The 13,906-nt window shown below is 42.6% G+C and carries 19 protein-coding genes; 4 read left to right on the top strand and 15 right to left on the bottom strand.

The window, feature by feature from the left end:
* Positions 1-58: 58 nt before the first annotated feature.
* From MKY99_RS18940 to MKY99_RS18980, 9 genes are all read right to left on the bottom strand, one after another.
* Complete coding sequence (locus MKY99_RS18940; RefSeq protein ID WP_256716277.1) at positions 59-193, bottom strand: hypothetical protein; 135 nt, start codon at positions 191-193, stop codon at positions 59-61.
* A 221-nt stretch (positions 194-414) separates the two neighbouring features.
* Positions 415-1,197: a tRNA (guanosine(37)-N1)-methyltransferase TrmD gene (gene trmD, locus MKY99_RS18945; protein WP_042194150.1), complete on the bottom strand. Its 783-nt coding sequence runs from the start codon at positions 1,195-1,197 to the stop codon at positions 415-417.
* Positions 1,197-1,721, bottom strand: a complete 525-nt coding sequence (gene rimM / locus MKY99_RS18950; protein ID WP_076299254.1) for a ribosome maturation factor RimM — start codon at positions 1,719-1,721, stop codon at positions 1,197-1,199. The genes trmD and rimM overlap by 1 nt, the downstream gene beginning before the upstream one ends.
* A 92-nt stretch (positions 1,722-1,813) precedes the next feature.
* Entirely contained in the window at positions 1,814-2,044 is a 231-nt protein-coding gene (locus MKY99_RS18955) for a KH domain-containing protein (protein ID WP_042128982.1), read from the bottom strand.
* Positions 2,045-2,066: 22 nt separating this feature from the next.
* Positions 2,067-2,339 carry a 30S ribosomal protein S16 gene (gene rpsP / locus MKY99_RS18960; RefSeq protein ID WP_036688604.1) on the bottom strand — a complete coding sequence of 91 codons (273 nt, stop codon included), beginning with the start codon at positions 2,337-2,339 and terminating at the stop codon, positions 2,067-2,069.
* Positions 2,340-2,386: 47 nt separating this feature from the next.
* Positions 2,387-3,772 carry a signal recognition particle protein gene (gene ffh, locus MKY99_RS18965; RefSeq protein WP_042189471.1) on the bottom strand — a complete coding sequence of 462 codons (1,386 nt, stop codon included), beginning with the start codon at positions 3,770-3,772 and terminating at the stop codon, positions 2,387-2,389.
* Positions 3,773-3,792: 20 nt separating this feature from the next.
* A complete protein-coding gene (ylxM, locus tag MKY99_RS18970) occupies positions 3,793-4,149 on the bottom strand; it encodes a YlxM family DNA-binding protein (protein WP_036688609.1) in 357 nt (118 codons plus the stop codon).
* A 149-nt stretch (positions 4,150-4,298) separates the two neighbouring features.
* On the bottom strand, positions 4,299-4,946 hold the full coding sequence (locus MKY99_RS18975; protein ID WP_042189474.1) for a hemolysin III family protein: 648 nt from the start codon (positions 4,944-4,946) through the stop codon (positions 4,299-4,301).
* Between the two features lie 56 nt (positions 4,947-5,002).
* A complete protein-coding gene (locus tag MKY99_RS18980) occupies positions 5,003-6,520 on the bottom strand; it encodes a carboxypeptidase M32 (RefSeq protein WP_339265674.1) in 1,518 nt (505 codons plus the stop codon).
* Between the two features lie 163 nt (positions 6,521-6,683).
* Between MKY99_RS18980 and MKY99_RS18985 the strand changes: the two genes are divergently transcribed.
* The 4 genes from MKY99_RS18985 to MKY99_RS19000 all read left to right on the top strand — a co-directional run bounded on the left by MKY99_RS18985 (position 6,684) and on the right by MKY99_RS19000 (position 8,524).
* Positions 6,684-7,016: an iron-sulfur cluster biosynthesis family protein gene (locus tag MKY99_RS18985; protein ID WP_339265675.1), complete on the top strand. Its 333-nt coding sequence runs from the start codon at positions 6,684-6,686 to the stop codon at positions 7,014-7,016.
* Between the two features lie 24 nt (positions 7,017-7,040).
* Positions 7,041-7,601, top strand: coding sequence for a carbonic anhydrase (locus MKY99_RS18990; RefSeq protein ID WP_042189481.1), 561 nt, complete (start codon positions 7,041-7,043; stop codon positions 7,599-7,601).
* A 201-nt stretch (positions 7,602-7,802) separates the two neighbouring features.
* Complete coding sequence (locus tag MKY99_RS18995) at positions 7,803-8,231, top strand: membrane protein (RefSeq protein WP_042194151.1); 429 nt, start codon at positions 7,803-7,805, stop codon at positions 8,229-8,231.
* 8 nt (positions 8,232-8,239) lie between these two features.
* The gene (locus MKY99_RS19000; protein ID WP_076299354.1) at positions 8,240-8,524 is read left to right on the top strand and encodes a YxcD family protein; all 285 of its coding nucleotides are present in this window, start codon (positions 8,240-8,242) and stop codon (positions 8,522-8,524) included.
* A gap of 47 nt (positions 8,525-8,571) precedes the next feature.
* Here the strand turns inward: MKY99_RS19000 and MKY99_RS19005 are convergent, their stop codons facing one another.
* The 6 genes from MKY99_RS19005 to MKY99_RS19030 all read right to left on the bottom strand — a co-directional run bounded on the left by MKY99_RS19005 (position 8,572) and on the right by MKY99_RS19030 (position 13,814).
* The gene (locus MKY99_RS19005) at positions 8,572-9,588 is read right to left on the bottom strand and encodes a S66 peptidase family protein (RefSeq protein ID WP_339265676.1); all 1,017 of its coding nucleotides are present in this window, start codon (positions 9,586-9,588) and stop codon (positions 8,572-8,574) included.
* 128 nt (positions 9,589-9,716) lie between these two features.
* Positions 9,717-10,097, bottom strand: coding sequence for a hypothetical protein (locus MKY99_RS19010; protein WP_076299258.1), 381 nt, complete (start codon positions 10,095-10,097; stop codon positions 9,717-9,719).
* A gap of 79 nt (positions 10,098-10,176) precedes the next feature.
* A complete protein-coding gene (locus MKY99_RS19015; RefSeq protein WP_042129003.1) occupies positions 10,177-10,527 on the bottom strand; it encodes an Asp23/Gls24 family envelope stress response protein in 351 nt (116 codons plus the stop codon).
* 35 nt (positions 10,528-10,562) lie between these two features.
* Positions 10,563-11,672 (bottom strand): AI-2E family transporter, encoded by a 1,110-nt coding sequence (locus MKY99_RS19020; RefSeq protein ID WP_042189487.1) that lies wholly within the window; start codon positions 11,670-11,672, stop codon positions 10,563-10,565.
* Between the two features lie 41 nt (positions 11,673-11,713).
* Complete coding sequence (locus MKY99_RS19025; RefSeq protein WP_339265680.1) at positions 11,714-12,997, bottom strand: HAMP domain-containing sensor histidine kinase; 1,284 nt, start codon at positions 12,995-12,997, stop codon at positions 11,714-11,716.
* A 112-nt stretch (positions 12,998-13,109) separates the two neighbouring features.
* The gene (locus tag MKY99_RS19030; RefSeq protein WP_042189491.1) at positions 13,110-13,814 is read right to left on the bottom strand and encodes a response regulator transcription factor; all 705 of its coding nucleotides are present in this window, start codon (positions 13,812-13,814) and stop codon (positions 13,110-13,112) included.
* Between the last annotated feature and the right edge of the window lie 92 nt (positions 13,815-13,906).

A 13,906-nucleotide genomic window follows, 5' to 3' on the forward strand; every position in this document is an offset into this window, starting at 1 on the left:
TGTATCTAATGGTTTTATTAAGCCTAACAATCAATCCCTAACATTCAATCTTATATGTTCACTCTTTAAATGGCGAATGGGCATTGCGATTTGTATAAAAATCGATAATATCATTCACGGTGCGGAGCGGCTCCGCTTCCTTGTGGATTGTGTCCACGTTAGGCTTGAATTCTTCATGCGTCTTCGTAGTCACTTCAGTTCATTCCCTTCAATAGTTAAGCTTGCTGCGTTATCAGCTGCATGTATTAGTGCGGCACCTCTATTCATTACCCTAAAAAGAAGCTTTTAACGCACCAATACTCATATTATTTTGAAAACTATTATTTTATTTGTTCTCAGGTACACATAACAAAAACGCCTCCTCAACGTAAGATACGTTAAAAAGACGTCAAATATACCTGTTTCATTAAATTATCACTCCGGTTTGTCCACATTCCTTAGACGTTCCAGTGTCTTTTTGTCTTTCAATGTAAGTTCTGCAGTCTCAAGCAGGTCCGGTCTGCGTTCCAACGTGCGCAGCAGTGCCTGCTCTCTCCGCCATATGTCGATGTTAGCATGATGACCACTCAGCAAAATATCCGGTACCTTCCAGCCGCGAAACTCGGCAGGACGTGTGTAGTGTGGATATTCTAGCAGTCCAGTGCTGAACGAGTCAGATATCGCAGAGGTTTCATTTCCAAGTGCTCCTGGCTGAAGCCGGACTATGGAATCTATAACCGTCAACGCAGGCAGCTCTCCACCTGTTAGCACGTAATCACCCATTGAAAGTTCATCAGTTACCAGATGCTCACGAATCCGCTCATCATATCCCTCATAATGCCCACATATGAAGATTAGGTGCTGCTCTTGCGCCAGTTCCTCTGCAATCTTCTGATTGTAAGTTTTTCCTTGTGGGCACATAAGGATGATACGCGGCTTCACAGAGCCCACTTCATCAGATCGATTGTGATCTTCCTCGTTCGGTGTAATACCAAGCACATGCTCGACTGCATTAAAAATCGGATCAGGCTTGAGCACCATACCCCCGCCACCGCCATACGGTGTATCATCCACACTATTATGCTTATTTCCCGAGAAATCACGGAAGTTCACAGCATTTAAGGATACGATTCCTTTTTCACGTGCTTTACCAAGAATGCTTGTGCTGAATACGCCTTCGCACATTTCCGGAAAGAGCGTAAGCACATCAATTCTCATCATGGCAATAACCCTTCCATCAAATGGACAACAATTCGTTTGGCTTCTATATCCACATTCAGGACTACATCGTTGATTACAGGAATTAGGATGTCTTGTCCTTTTGCAGGCTTAACAACCCATACGTCATTCGCACCAGGCTGTAAGATTTCTGTAATCGTACCGAGTGGTTTGTTTTCATCTTCATCCGTGTATACCTCACAACCGACGATTTGGTGGAAGTAGTATTCGTTCTCAGGGAGATCCACCAGATCATTACTCGGAACCTTCAGGAGGCTTCCTTTATATTTTTCCACTTCATTGATGTTCGTATACCCTTTGAGCTTAACGATGAACATACCCTTGTGCTCACGAGCGGACTCTACAGTTACTTCGAATTTAGAACTGCCATCTGCAGGGATCACCTGCAGCTTCTTACCTGCAGCAAAACGAACATCAGGGAAATCGGTATGGGATAGTACTTTAATCTCCCCGCGAATACCATGCGTATTCACAAGTCTGCCTACGGTTAACTCTTCTGTCATACAACCCTCTCCTTTACAAGCTTCATCTAATCTATATTTGAACAAAAAGGAGCCGGGATATACTATCCCTAGCCCCTCATTGTACGCATCATTTAAGATAAAATATCTACAGTTACGCGTTTATCGCTCTTGACTGCTGCAGATGTGACTACTGTACGGAGCGCCTTAGCGATCCTTCCTTGTTTGCCAATGACCTTTCCAACATCATCAGGATGTACGGACAGTTCATAGACAATTAGGTGATCCTTCTCCACCGCTCGTACCGTCACATCTTCTGGATGATCCACTAAAGCCTTAGCAATTACTCCAACTAATTCTTCCATAGAGGACCCTCGCAATCAGTCATTATTTCTGTTGCTTAAGCTCATGAAACTTCTTCATTACGCCTGCTTTGGAAAGCAAGTTGCGTACTGTATCAGATGCTTGCGCACCTGTTTGAAGCCATTTAAGAGCTTTTTCCTCATCGATCTTAACTACTGCCGGTTGTTCAATCGGATTATAATAACCGATTTCCTCGATAAAACGACCGTCACGAGGGGACCGGGAATCGGAAACCACTACACGATAGAAAGGCGCTTTATGCGCTCCCATTCTTTTCAGACGAATACGTACTGCCACGAAAAATCACCTCCTTATAATAGTTTCGAGATATTAGAACAGCAAGATCATTTAAAAGGGAACTTCATACCTTTTCCACCTAGACCTTTAAGCTGCTTCATCGCATTCTTCTTAGAGGCTTTGCCGCCTCCGCCCATCATGCCTGAGAATTGCTTCATCATCTTACGCATCTCATCAAATTGCTTTATGAGACGGTTGACCTCGGCAACCGAAGTTCCGCTACCAGCAGCAATACGCTTGCGGCGGTTATGGTTGATGATCTCGGGCTGACGCTTTTCCGTCTTAGTCATAGAATGAACTATGGCTTCAACGCGACCCATTTGCTTGTCGTCAACCTTCAAATCCTTAATGCCCTTGGCTTTGTTCATGCCAGGTAGCATGTCAAGAATTTGATCGATCGGGCCAAGCTTCTTCACCTGATCCATTTGCTCAAGGAAATCATCAAACGTAAATTCTGCATTACGCATCTTACGTTCCATTTCCTTAGCTTTATCAGTGTCAATGTTCGCTTGAGCTTTCTCAATCAGCGACAACATGTCACCCATACCCAAAATCCGCGAAGCCATACGTTCCGGATGGAACGGCTCCAATGCGTCAATCTTCTCACCTAGCGCAGCGAATTTGATCGGGCAACCAGTTACGGCTTTGACGGATAGTGCAGCACCACCGCGGCTATCGCCGTCAAGCTTCGTCAATACAACCCCTGTAAGCTCAAGCTGCTTATTAAAGCTCTCAGCTACGTTCACGGCGTCTTGACCAGTCATTGCATCTACTACTAACAGAACTTCATCAGGATTTACAATGTTGTGAATCTGCTTCAGTTCTTCCATCAATTCTTCATCAATGTGCAGGCGGCCTGCAGTATCAATAATTACATAATCAAGTCCGTTATCCTTCGCATGTTGTACAGCTTGTCTGGCAATCTCTACCGGACTAGTCTGATCACCTAGCGAGAATACTGGAACTTTAATTTGTTCTCCAAGTACTTGAAGCTGTTTGATCGCAGCAGGGCGATAAATATCTGCCGCAACAAGCAATGGACGATGATTGCCCTTCTGTAACAGCTTCGCCAGCTTACCCGAAGTGGTTGTCTTACCCGCCCCTTGTAAACCCGCCATCATAATGACAGTTGGTGGCTTGTTCGACTTGGCCAGCTTCGCTTGGCTTCCGCCCATCAGCTCGGTTAGTTCCTTGTTAACGATGTCGATAATGACCATCCCAGGTGTAAAGCTGTCCATCACTTCTGTGCCAATAGACTTTTCTTTCACCTTAGCCACGAATTCTTTAACTACCTTGAAGTTAACGTCGGCTTCCAGAAGGGCCAACCGTACTTCACGCATAGCTTCGTTTACGTCATCTTCGGATACTTTACCTTTACCGCGCAGCTTGCTGAACACATTCTGCAATCTTCCGGTTAAACCTTCAAACGCCATATGCAGTTTCTCCCTTCATGCTACTCTAACCTCTGCAAGCGATCCACGATCTCCGCGAACCGAAGTTTATATTGCTCAGGCAGCATCCCATTCTCCGGCAGTCTGCGCAGTTCTTCTAAATATTTGGTACGACTCTCATGCTTCACTAATAAACCAAGTTTTTCTTCATAATTTTCTAGGACTTGCTCCGCCCGTTTAATATGTTCATAAACGGCTTGGCGGCTGATTTCAAATTCAGCAGCAATCTCTCCCAAGGAAAAATCGTCGTGAAAATAATATTTAAGAAACGTTTGCTGCTTATCTGTAAGCAGTCGTTCATAAAAGGCAAAAAGCAGATTGATACGATTCGTTTTCTCGAGCCTATTCTCCTGACTCATTAAGGGCACTCCCTTCGTCAAGGAAAAACACTTTACACCATCACAACGTCCCTTATGATACCTAAAAGAAAGAGAGATGTCAAGCATTTTTGCTTGTCATCTCTTTCTTTCTTAAAAATCCCTTTTTCACGCAATAAATACGCTTGAAATTATTGGATCGGCAGTACATAAATCAATACGGCGAAGAAGTGTGTGACACTACCCGCAAGGACAAATACATGCCAAATCGCATGATGGTATGGAAACCCTCTCCATACATAAAAAACAGTACCTAATGTATAGAGTATACCTCCAGCCATCAGCAGGATCATTCCTCCGTCTGCTACAACAGCCGAAAGAGGGTTCCAAGCGATTACAATCAGCCAGCCCATTGCGATGTAGAATATGGTGGACATGAACAGAAACTTTTTAACAAAAAATGCCTTGAAGAAAACGCCGAACACTGCGATTCCCCAAATAACGCCGAACAAACTCCATCCAAGCGTTCCCCGAATGGCGACTAACAAAAAGGGGGTATACGTGCCAGCAATAAACAGATAAATAGCGGAATGATCGAAAAATTCGAACAAATCCTTCGCCTTACCCTCTTTGAGACTATGCACTAGTGTTGAATTCAGATACAGAAGCAGCATTGTCGTTCCATAGATGGAGAAGCTGACCACATGCCATGTCGTTCCTTTCAGACTTGCAAAAACAACAAGCAGAACAAGTGCAGCCACGCTTAATACCGTTCCAATCCCGTGCGTAATCGCATTCGCGACTTCTTCTCTCCGGCTGTAGGTGTGAGTATTTGCCATATCCATATCCTTCCGTCTAAGCTTTCTTTCTATTATACCACGCGTACCCTACTGGATTACAGTTTGTAAATCTCCGTATACTTCGCTTCTAAATAATCAGCTAAATAATCTGGACTCAGTGGTTCCCCCGTTACTTGCTCAATAATTTGTGAAGGCGTTAAGCTATTGCCGAAACGATAGATCTTATCGGTTAGCCACTCTTTAATAGGTAGTAGGTTCCCTGCAGCAATTAACTCATCAAACTCCGGTAACTCTTTGCGAAGTGTATTCAGAATCTGTGCAGCGTACATATTACCTAAGGAGTAGGAAGCAAAGTATCCGAAATCCCCGCCAGACCAATGGACATCTTGCAGCACACCAAGTGCGTTAGAAGGCGGAGTAATACCCAGATACTCTTGATACTTAGCATTCCATACTTGAGGCAAGTCTTTTACAGAAAGGCCTTCATTAAAAATAAGCTTCTCGATCTCATAACGCACGATAATGTGCAGATTGTATGTAAGCTCATCTGCTTCGATGCGGATAAATGAGTTCTCCACGCTGTTGATCGCCCGGTAGAAATCTTCCAACTCCACATTTGCAAGCTGTTCCGGGAATTGTTGTTGAAGATCCCCGTAATAACGTTGCCAGAAAGCCCGGCTGCGTCCGATCATGTTCTCCCATAGTCTCGACTGAGATTCATGAATCCCCATCGATGCACCTTGTGCCAGTGGTGTTCCAACAAAATCCTTGCTGATATTTTGCTCATAAAGCGCATGTCCACCTTCATGTAGTGAGCTGAATATGGCACTAGTCACATTATCAAGCAGATAAGCGGTTGTAATACGAACGTCGCCTGGATTCAATCCTGTTGCAAAAGGATGCACACTCTCATCTAAACGACCTGCGTCAAAATCGTAGCCCATTTGCTCTAAAATAAAGTTGCCGAACTTTTCCTGCTGTTCTTTAGGGAAGATCTGCTGTAAGAAGCTTGTGTCCGGTTTATTGGGCGAAGCAGCGATAGCTTCTACCAATGGTACCAAACGGCTGCGCAGGCGGCTGAATACTTCATCCACTTTTTCTACCGTAAGATCAGGCTCATACATATCAAGAAGCGTATCGTACCGCGTTCCTTTTACACCCCAATAATCGATAAATTCTTGCTTTAGAGCAACTATCTTGCTTAAGTAAGGTTCAAAAGTAGCGAAATCATCATTCTCCTTGGCTTCTTCCCAGATGGTTTGGGAATGTGCGGACAGGACAGCGTACTCCTCAAATCTTTTGGAAGGGATGCTCTTGCTGCGCTCATATTCTTTACGGCAATCGGTAACGATCTTCTTCTGATCATGTGATAGCTGGGAAATCATTTCAGGACGGGTAAAAAATGCAGTAAAATCTCCCATTTCCTCCGAAATTCCGAGTCTGAACAGTTCTCCACTCAGCATCCCAATCGTACCCGAACGAACCTCTACTCCCTTACGTGGCGCACCGGTGCGTAAATCCCAGTGAAGTAATTCTATGGCCTCTGAATATCCACTTATTTTTGATAATAACTCGCTAAATTTCTCCCACTGTTCCTTCACTTGCTGTTCCATTTTATTACACCTGCTTTCTCTGTTTTGCCGACTCCTCTTGATGATACTTTTTTGAATGAGTATAATCAACTTCAGAGATTACATCTCTAATTTAAAATATTCAATGGGTTACATAAGAAGCAGATCTTGCTTCGCACAAAATTCAAAGGAGCGTGAACAGGCTATGATGATTCAAGTTACACCTCTCGCAGAAAGGAAGTTGAAGGAAAGGCTTGAAGATCGGCCAGGATTTTTCAAGCTCTTTTATGATACGGAAGGCTGCGGGTGTGACGGAATTAATGTATTACTGATTGTTTCAGAAGTGGAGGACGGCGATTCCAGGATTGAAAGTGATTCCCTTCCCTTTATCGTAAGCCGCCAGCAGGAAATCTTTTATGAGGACAAGATGCGTCTGGATGCCGAGGAAAGATTCTCTTCCTTTAAGCTAGACAGTGATTCACAGATTTACGGAAAAAATATACTGGTAAGAGATATGCGTAATGTAAGTACATTCTAGTGATTTTAGGGAGGAAGAATAGCCATGAGCCATGTATCCGATATTATTAACTTTAATAAGAGTTTTGTAGAGAATAAAGAGTATGAAGCGTATTTAACAAGCCGCTATCCAGATAAAAAAATGTTGATTATCACTTGTATGGATACCCGTCTGGTTGAACTATTACCAAAAGCGATGAATTTTAAAAACGGTGATGTTAAAATCATCAAAAATGCCGGAGCGGTTATTTCTCAGCCTTTTGGTAGTGTTATGCGTAGTGTCATGGTTGCGTTATATGAACTTGACGCGGAGGAAGTTATCGTTGTTGGGCACTATGAATGCGGTATGGCTTCCCTCAATGCAGATCATATGATCAATTCCATAAAAGAACGCGGAGTATCCGAAGAGGTGCTAAACACGCTGGAGAATTCCGGGATCAAGCTTACCAAGTGGTTACGCGGGTTTGACAATATCCAAGAAGGGGTATCCCAAACTGTGAATCTGATCAATAAGCATCCATTACTACCCCCAAATGTACCAGTGCATGGCATGATCATCGATCCGGCTACCGGAGCGCTTGAGCTTGTCGTTGATGGGTATAAATGATTTAAGTAACTACCTTCTATCTGCTAATTGCGTGGATCCTGGATCCACGCTTTTTTTCTGATTAAAAAAGTATAAATTATGACAAGCATATACTTTCTTATATTTTAAATAAAAATTGAAACCTAGTAGGACTAGCTGCGTAATACTGAACATGCACACAAATTCATACTCACAGGAGGGTTTTCGTACTAAATGAAACCAATGAAACGCGTAATGATGATTGTAATGGCCTTTACTCTATTTTTCGCCGTAGCTACCCCGAACTTTGTGGATGCGAAGCGAGGTGGTGGCGGATTTAAATCCGGCACTCGCAGCTATTCAACAACTCCAAAAAAATCAACAACCGATAACGTAAGAAAAAGCGATAGCACTAAAAGCTCCACAGCAGGATCTACTGCGAATACGAAACGGGGATTCTTCAGCGGTGGTGGCTTAATGAAAGGTATGATGATCGGTGGTTTGGCTGGGTTACTGTTCGGCGGAATGTTCGCCGGTATGGGTGCCTTCGGTAACATTCTAGGATTCGTCATTAATATGCTTGCTATCTATGTGCTCGTAATGCTCGTGATGTCCTTCTTCCGTCGCAGAAAAGAACGTCGTCGCTTAGAAGATCAAGGTGGGCGTTACTAATGTCAACAATGGTTCTAAGCATGGATGAGATCATCAATGCCCTCTGCCTACACATGGCTGAACGTAAAGCGGTTCGCCCTGAAGATGTTCAAGTAGAACTGAGCTGGGACGAAGATACCGGATACTCTGCTGAGGTTTGGGTACAGGGACGTAGTCAATATTTAGTTGAGTCCAACATGATCGAGGCGATTCTACGTTACATGCTTAGCGAATATGGCATTCGTGCATACCGCGAAGATGTAAGGCTAGACCTGGATGAGGAAATCACTGCAATTGTAAATACACAGAACTAATAGTAAAAGGGACAACCCAAATGGTTGTCCCTTTTTTTTGTATGCATTTATTCATAGAAAAATTGCTTTACCGTTCCTACTCCGTCCGTCACATCAACTTCAGCATACGCACCGTTAATAAGCGTAATTTGCGGTGGAATATGACCACAATCGATATCATACACAATAGGTACCTGGAGTTCCTCAGAAAGCTCTGCGTAGATGTCTTCGGCCGTGTAGTTCTCTACTGGTCGATTAGCAGGACTTCTGCCAAACATAATGCCAGAACAATTCTCAAACCAACCTGCTAGCTTCATCTGAACTAATGACCTACGTACATCAACCGTATTCAGTTCGCAGTTTTCCAAATACCATAGGATCGGTTCATTGTTAATCATTTGTTCTTGGAAATGCCGCAGATTGCCAAATGGTGTGCCAATCAGATGCCTAATTACATCTATACATCCCCCTAGCAGACGCCCTTTCATAGTTACAGGACCAGAGGATACTGTCTTCCAACGGGTATCTTCTGTCAAGTGAAATACATAAGGCGTAGGAGCATCATGTTGCCATTCCCCCTGATATTTAAGCGATGAATGCTGGACAATAGAATCCCCTGCTTTCGTCTCTAGAACCGCTTCCCACATGGCTGTGGTATCATCTGAATACTCTCCTCTTAAATCAACAAGGTTAGTCCCGTGGGCCGTGGCAATCCCTGTTCTTAAAGTAACTGCAAGCAACAGCACGCTAATATCTGAATAACCTAAGATCCATTTGTCCTTCATGGTATCAAAATCAATAAACTCAAGAACCTCAATTAACAGCTCCCCGCCCCAAGGCGGAATAAGGATATCAATTTGCTCAGCGCTCATCATCTCGTTAAATTCCTGAGCACGAACTTTGGCCGGTGCGGATTTGGCTTTCTCTTGCGTCCATACCGTATCCCCACAAATCATATTAAATCCTTTAGACTCCAAACGGCTTGAAGTAAGCTTAATTAACTCTGCATTTTGAGCGCCTACTCCAGATGAAGGTGCTGTTACCCCTATTGTCGCATTCTTGTTCAAAATCGGATATTTAATCATATGACACCTCCAGTATTACAACAATTATATCAAGAGTACACATCAATTACACAAAAAAAGAACATGACTAGTCGCGTCAACGTACGATCGCAAAACCAGTACATGCCCTTATTCAATAGAATTCAACTTTAGAGTAAAGAAATAGCCAGCAGTTCGAACAACACAAGCGGCAAGATCACATTATTATTAGGAGGACCTGGGTAAGGACCCGGGCCGGGATACGGACCATGACCATGACCCGGACCCGGATGATACGGTTGGTAAGGGTTATAATATCCGCGCGGCATTTGCCCATTTACTGCAACGTTCAAATACAAATGTTTATTATCTACTCCGGCAATAGTGCCTTCATGCACTAAGCCATCTAAAGTCTGTACATTCACCCTATGGTTTAGGTAGGGCTTGCAAGATTGATGCAAGGAATCACGGACACCGTGCAGGTGCCGGATCACCGTAGGATCGGCCTGATAAATCACATTCTGCTCTTGCCCAGTGTTATATGTCGACATGGATGCTCTGACCTCCGTAAATGGATTTGCTCCATTCTATGCAGAAGCCTATATCACGGTGCCTATTTGAGAGATATCCTTATACTGGAAGGGCTACCTTCTCAACTTTCACATTTACCGAAACAAGGGACAAGCCCATCATATTCTCCACAGCATTACGCACATTTTTTTGCAGCATATAACAGACCTCTTGAATCACACATCCGTAATTAACAATAACCCGCAGGTCGATGGCAACGTCTACTTCCTTCACTTCTACAGACAATCCTTTTTTCACATTTTTACCGCCCAAACGTTTGGCCCAGTTGTCCGAAATATTACTTCCTGACATCCCGGCAATACCTGGCGTTTCCAGAACCACCTGTCCAACGATCGATGTGACTACATCATCTGAGATATGAATTAATCCTTGCTCCGTTCCTTCATTCATATAAACAACCTCCATATTTGCTAATTTAAGAGATATTAAAGGCTCTCCTCTACCTCTACTTCTACCTCTGACTCTGCCCTGTGGTTCTTAACAAACAAATTATACACTTTGGTCAAGAGGATTTTCACAATCATATACAATGGAATAATCAGCAATATCGCAATAATCCCGCCTATATCTCCACCAACCAACACTAAGATGATCGTTGTCAGCGGATGAATATCAAGCTTTTTCCCAAAAATGTAGGGAGCAATCAGATTATCCTGAATTTGCTGCGCTACAAGAACGATGATGATGGACCATACTGCAATGGACGGCGATTGGATGAATCCGATAATGAAAATTGGGATACTGGAGAGAATTGCACCAATGAAAGGTACAAAATTCATCACAACAGCAATCACTGTCAACAACAATGCATACTGTAGTCCAATAATAAGGAAACCAATATACATCAGAACACCAAGTGCCAGATTGACTAATACCCGACCAACAATGAATCCACTTAACGCACTGTCAATTTCACTCATCATTGTAGTCCCTTCTCCACGATACTTCTTTGGAAAGAAACTTACAATCTTACGACCAAATTTCCCACCTTCCTTAAGCATGTAAAACAACATAATAGGAAAGGTAAATAAAATAATCGCGAAATTTGAAACAAAGGAGAATAGTCCCGTTACGTAGTTCGAAATCAGATTAAATCCTTTATTCAAATATTCAGTCAATTGGGAAGCAAGATCCATATCTGCTGGGATAATAGAAGCCAAGAATCCACTGTCCTCGAGCCTCAATAACTGCTGATTCACGGCTGCGATCAGATTTGGCATATTATCGACAAAATTAATTAGCTGTGTTCGAAGTGAAGGCCATACTCCAATACTAAAACCAAACAAGAGCAATGCAATGACCACATATACGATGATGATCGCAACAGAGCGATTTAGTTTATATCTCTCCAAAGTATTGATTAGAGGTCGGAGTAAATAATAGAAAAATCCTGCCAACATTAAGGGCACGATAATAACATTAAACAAAGACAAGATTGGACTGAAAATAAAATTAACTTGTGAGCCTAAAAATACGATGCCTAACACCAAAAGGATCGCTATACAAACTCGAATAAATGTGTTCAGTTTAGCCATAGTTCTCTCCTATCTTCTATTTTCGGGTGTCTTTCATCTCGTTATTTGGGAATACGTATGGTAAATACCGTTGGTTCCTTCTTTCCGCGACTGAGATGAAGCGTTCCACCCATCTTCTCTGTATTTTTCATAGCAATGGATAAACCAAGACCCGTTCCGCCTGTAGTTGACCGCGCTTTATCTCCTCGAACAAACGGATCAAAAAGCGTTGACCAAAGCTCTTCAGGAATGCCTACTCCGGTATCTGCAATTTCAATGGTAACCTCGCTCTCCGAGGGGATAACCTCCACTCGCAGATGAGTGCCTGGCGGATTATAGGTCAAAGCATTGGAGATCAAATTATGAACTACACTCGAGAGTAGCTCCGCATCGAAGTTTGCGAACACTTCCTGTTCAGGAACATTCAGCTGCAGGATGAAGTTCTTTTGTTCAATCTCACCATAGGAGTCTGCAACGATTTCACGAATAAACTCGCCCAATTCATGACGCTCCATTCGTAGTAAAAAATCTGGGGAATCTATTTTAAGTAGCTCCACCATATTTTGAATCAGCTTGGTCACTTGCGAGGATTTATTATAGATATAGGTTAAATAACGTTTCTGGCGTTCTTCGTCCTCACCACGACCTTCAACCAACGCCTGTGCAAACCCCTGTATACTCGTAATGGGTGTCTTCAGATCATGAGAAAGATCAACCATCATGCGTTTCTTACTTTCTTCTGCTTGACGTTTTTCTTTCGTTGTCTTCTCAATTACGTCCGCCATATAATTAAAAGTCTCCCCAATTTGGGAAAATTCTTTCTCTGCATATAGCGAGATACGAGTATCATAATTTCCTTCAATCATCTGCTTCAAACCAAGCGTAATAATACGCAGCGGCTTCCTGATTCTTCGTGCCACCCAATAGCTGTACACGATAATAAGCAAGAGAACCATTCCAACTCCTAAAAAAACATAGTATGAAAGCGAGTGGTTGAAGTATTCAACTAATGGATCACTATTAATTGAAATGTCGATAACTTCTCTAGGGATTTTCAAAAGCAGCCACTCTGATTCATTCTCATTATTACGTGTAGTCAACGAGTAGAAGTACGCCTGATCTTCTCCGTTTTCCAGGTTATTTAAGAGCTGGTTGTCGGTATATTGTGTTACATCGTCTTTCTTCTCACCAACTACGTCGATGACCTTCTTGTCTTGACCCAAGATCTCAATCCACCCACCGCTACGCAGAAGCCGTTTGGTTTCTATCCCATGCTCCAGATTATCTCGATAGGCACTCGCTTCAACCTTCAAATCAGGATCAGCGATTTTATTTTTTTCGAACATATGGGTCACATCAAGGTTAATGAACAAATAATAAACAATCACAAGAAAAAACAAAATGCAGATGAATAACAAAAAATCCAGCGTCAGCGATGATTGTAAAGGTCGTTGATCTCTATTGCTCCATAGGCGCTTCAATTTTGTATCCCAGCCCTCTAATAGTCTTTAAATAAACCGGCTTTTTGGAGTCTTCCTCGATCTTTTCCCGGATATTACTGATATGTACCATGATACTATTATCTTCGTACACATAGAAATCTTCCCATACCGCCTCATATATTTTTTTTCGTGTAAAGACCCGACCCGGTTGTTTCATCATTAATTCCAGAATTTTGTACTCAGTAGAAGTAAGAACGACGGGTTCTCCTGAACGATAGAGCAGACACTGGCTTTGATCCAGCCTCAATTCTCCCAACACAATTTGTTCAGCTGCCTTTTCTTCAATAATCTGTGCGTCAAAATGATGTACCCGCCGCAGTAAAGCTCCTGCGCGAGCTACAATTTCCAATGGATTAAACGGTTTAGAAATATAATCGTCGGCACCGAGTTCAAGTCCCAGTATTTTGTCGTAATGTTCGCTTTTTGCAGATAAAAACAACACCGGGAAATGATGGAACTCACGAATTTTCTTCAATAATTGCAGTCCATCTAGACCAGGCATCATAATATCAAGAATCGCTAAATCAATTTTTTGGTTCTGCACTTGCATTAACGCTTCAGTCCCACTGTTCGCTTCCACAATGTTGTACTCTTTCTCTAAATATAATCTCAACAATTCCACAATTTCTGCTTCATCATCTGCGATTAGAATTGTATACACAGTAATCACCCCATCTAACTATAATCTTCGATTATTAAACCCACCTAAACGCAATCTAAAGAATAGCTAAATTATTACATCCATCAAATTCT

Source organism: Paenibacillus sp. FSL R5-0470, from assembly GCF_037975205.1.
Classification (GTDB): domain Bacteria; phylum Bacillota; class Bacilli; order Paenibacillales; family Paenibacillaceae; genus Paenibacillus_AQ.

Bases quoted from the DNA above. Each gene is read 5' to 3' on its own strand.
- trmD (WP_042194150.1), bottom strand. From the start codon at position 1,197: ATGAGAATTGATGTGCTTACGCTCTTTCCGGAAATGTGCGAAGGCGTA.
- rimM (WP_076299254.1), bottom strand. From the start codon at position 1,721: ATGACAGAAGAGTTAACCGTAGGCAGACTTGTGAATACGCATGGTATT.
- MKY99_RS18955 (WP_042128982.1), bottom strand. From the start codon at position 2,044: ATGGAAGAATTAGTTGGAGTAATTGCTAAGGCTTTAGTGGATCATCCA.
- ffh (WP_042189471.1), bottom strand. From the start codon at position 3,772: ATGGCGTTTGAAGGTTTAACCGGAAGATTGCAGAATGTGTTCAGCAAG.
- ylxM (WP_036688609.1), bottom strand. From the start codon at position 4,149: ATGAGTCAGGAGAATAGGCTCGAGAAAACGAATCGTATCAATCTGCTT.
- MKY99_RS18975 (WP_042189474.1), bottom strand. From the start codon at position 4,946: ATGGCAAATACTCACACCTACAGCCGGAGAGAAGAAGTCGCGAATGCG.
- MKY99_RS18980 (WP_339265674.1), bottom strand. From the start codon at position 6,520: ATGGAACAGCAAGTGAAGGAACAGTGGGAGAAATTTAGCGAGTTATTA.
- MKY99_RS18985 (WP_339265675.1), top strand. From the start codon at position 6,684: ATGATGATTCAAGTTACACCTCTCGCAGAAAGGAAGTTGAAGGAAAGG.
- MKY99_RS18990 (WP_042189481.1), top strand. From the start codon at position 7,041: ATGAGCCATGTATCCGATATTATTAACTTTAATAAGAGTTTTGTAGAG.
- MKY99_RS18995 (WP_042194151.1), top strand. From the start codon at position 7,803: ATGAAACGCGTAATGATGATTGTAATGGCCTTTACTCTATTTTTCGCC.
- MKY99_RS19000 (WP_076299354.1), top strand. From the start codon at position 8,240: ATGGTTCTAAGCATGGATGAGATCATCAATGCCCTCTGCCTACACATG.
- MKY99_RS19005 (WP_339265676.1), bottom strand. From the start codon at position 9,588: ATGATTAAATATCCGATTTTGAACAAGAATGCGACAATAGGGGTAACA.
- MKY99_RS19010 (WP_076299258.1), bottom strand. From the start codon at position 10,097: ATGTCGACATATAACACTGGGCAAGAGCAGAATGTGATTTATCAGGCC.
- MKY99_RS19015 (WP_042129003.1), bottom strand. From the start codon at position 10,527: ATGAATGAAGGAACGGAGCAAGGATTAATTCATATCTCAGATGATGTA.
- MKY99_RS19020 (WP_042189487.1), bottom strand. From the start codon at position 11,672: ATGGCTAAACTGAACACATTTATTCGAGTTTGTATAGCGATCCTTTTG.
- MKY99_RS19025 (WP_339265680.1), bottom strand. From the start codon at position 12,997: ATGTTCGAAAAAAATAAAATCGCTGATCCTGATTTGAAGGTTGAAGCG.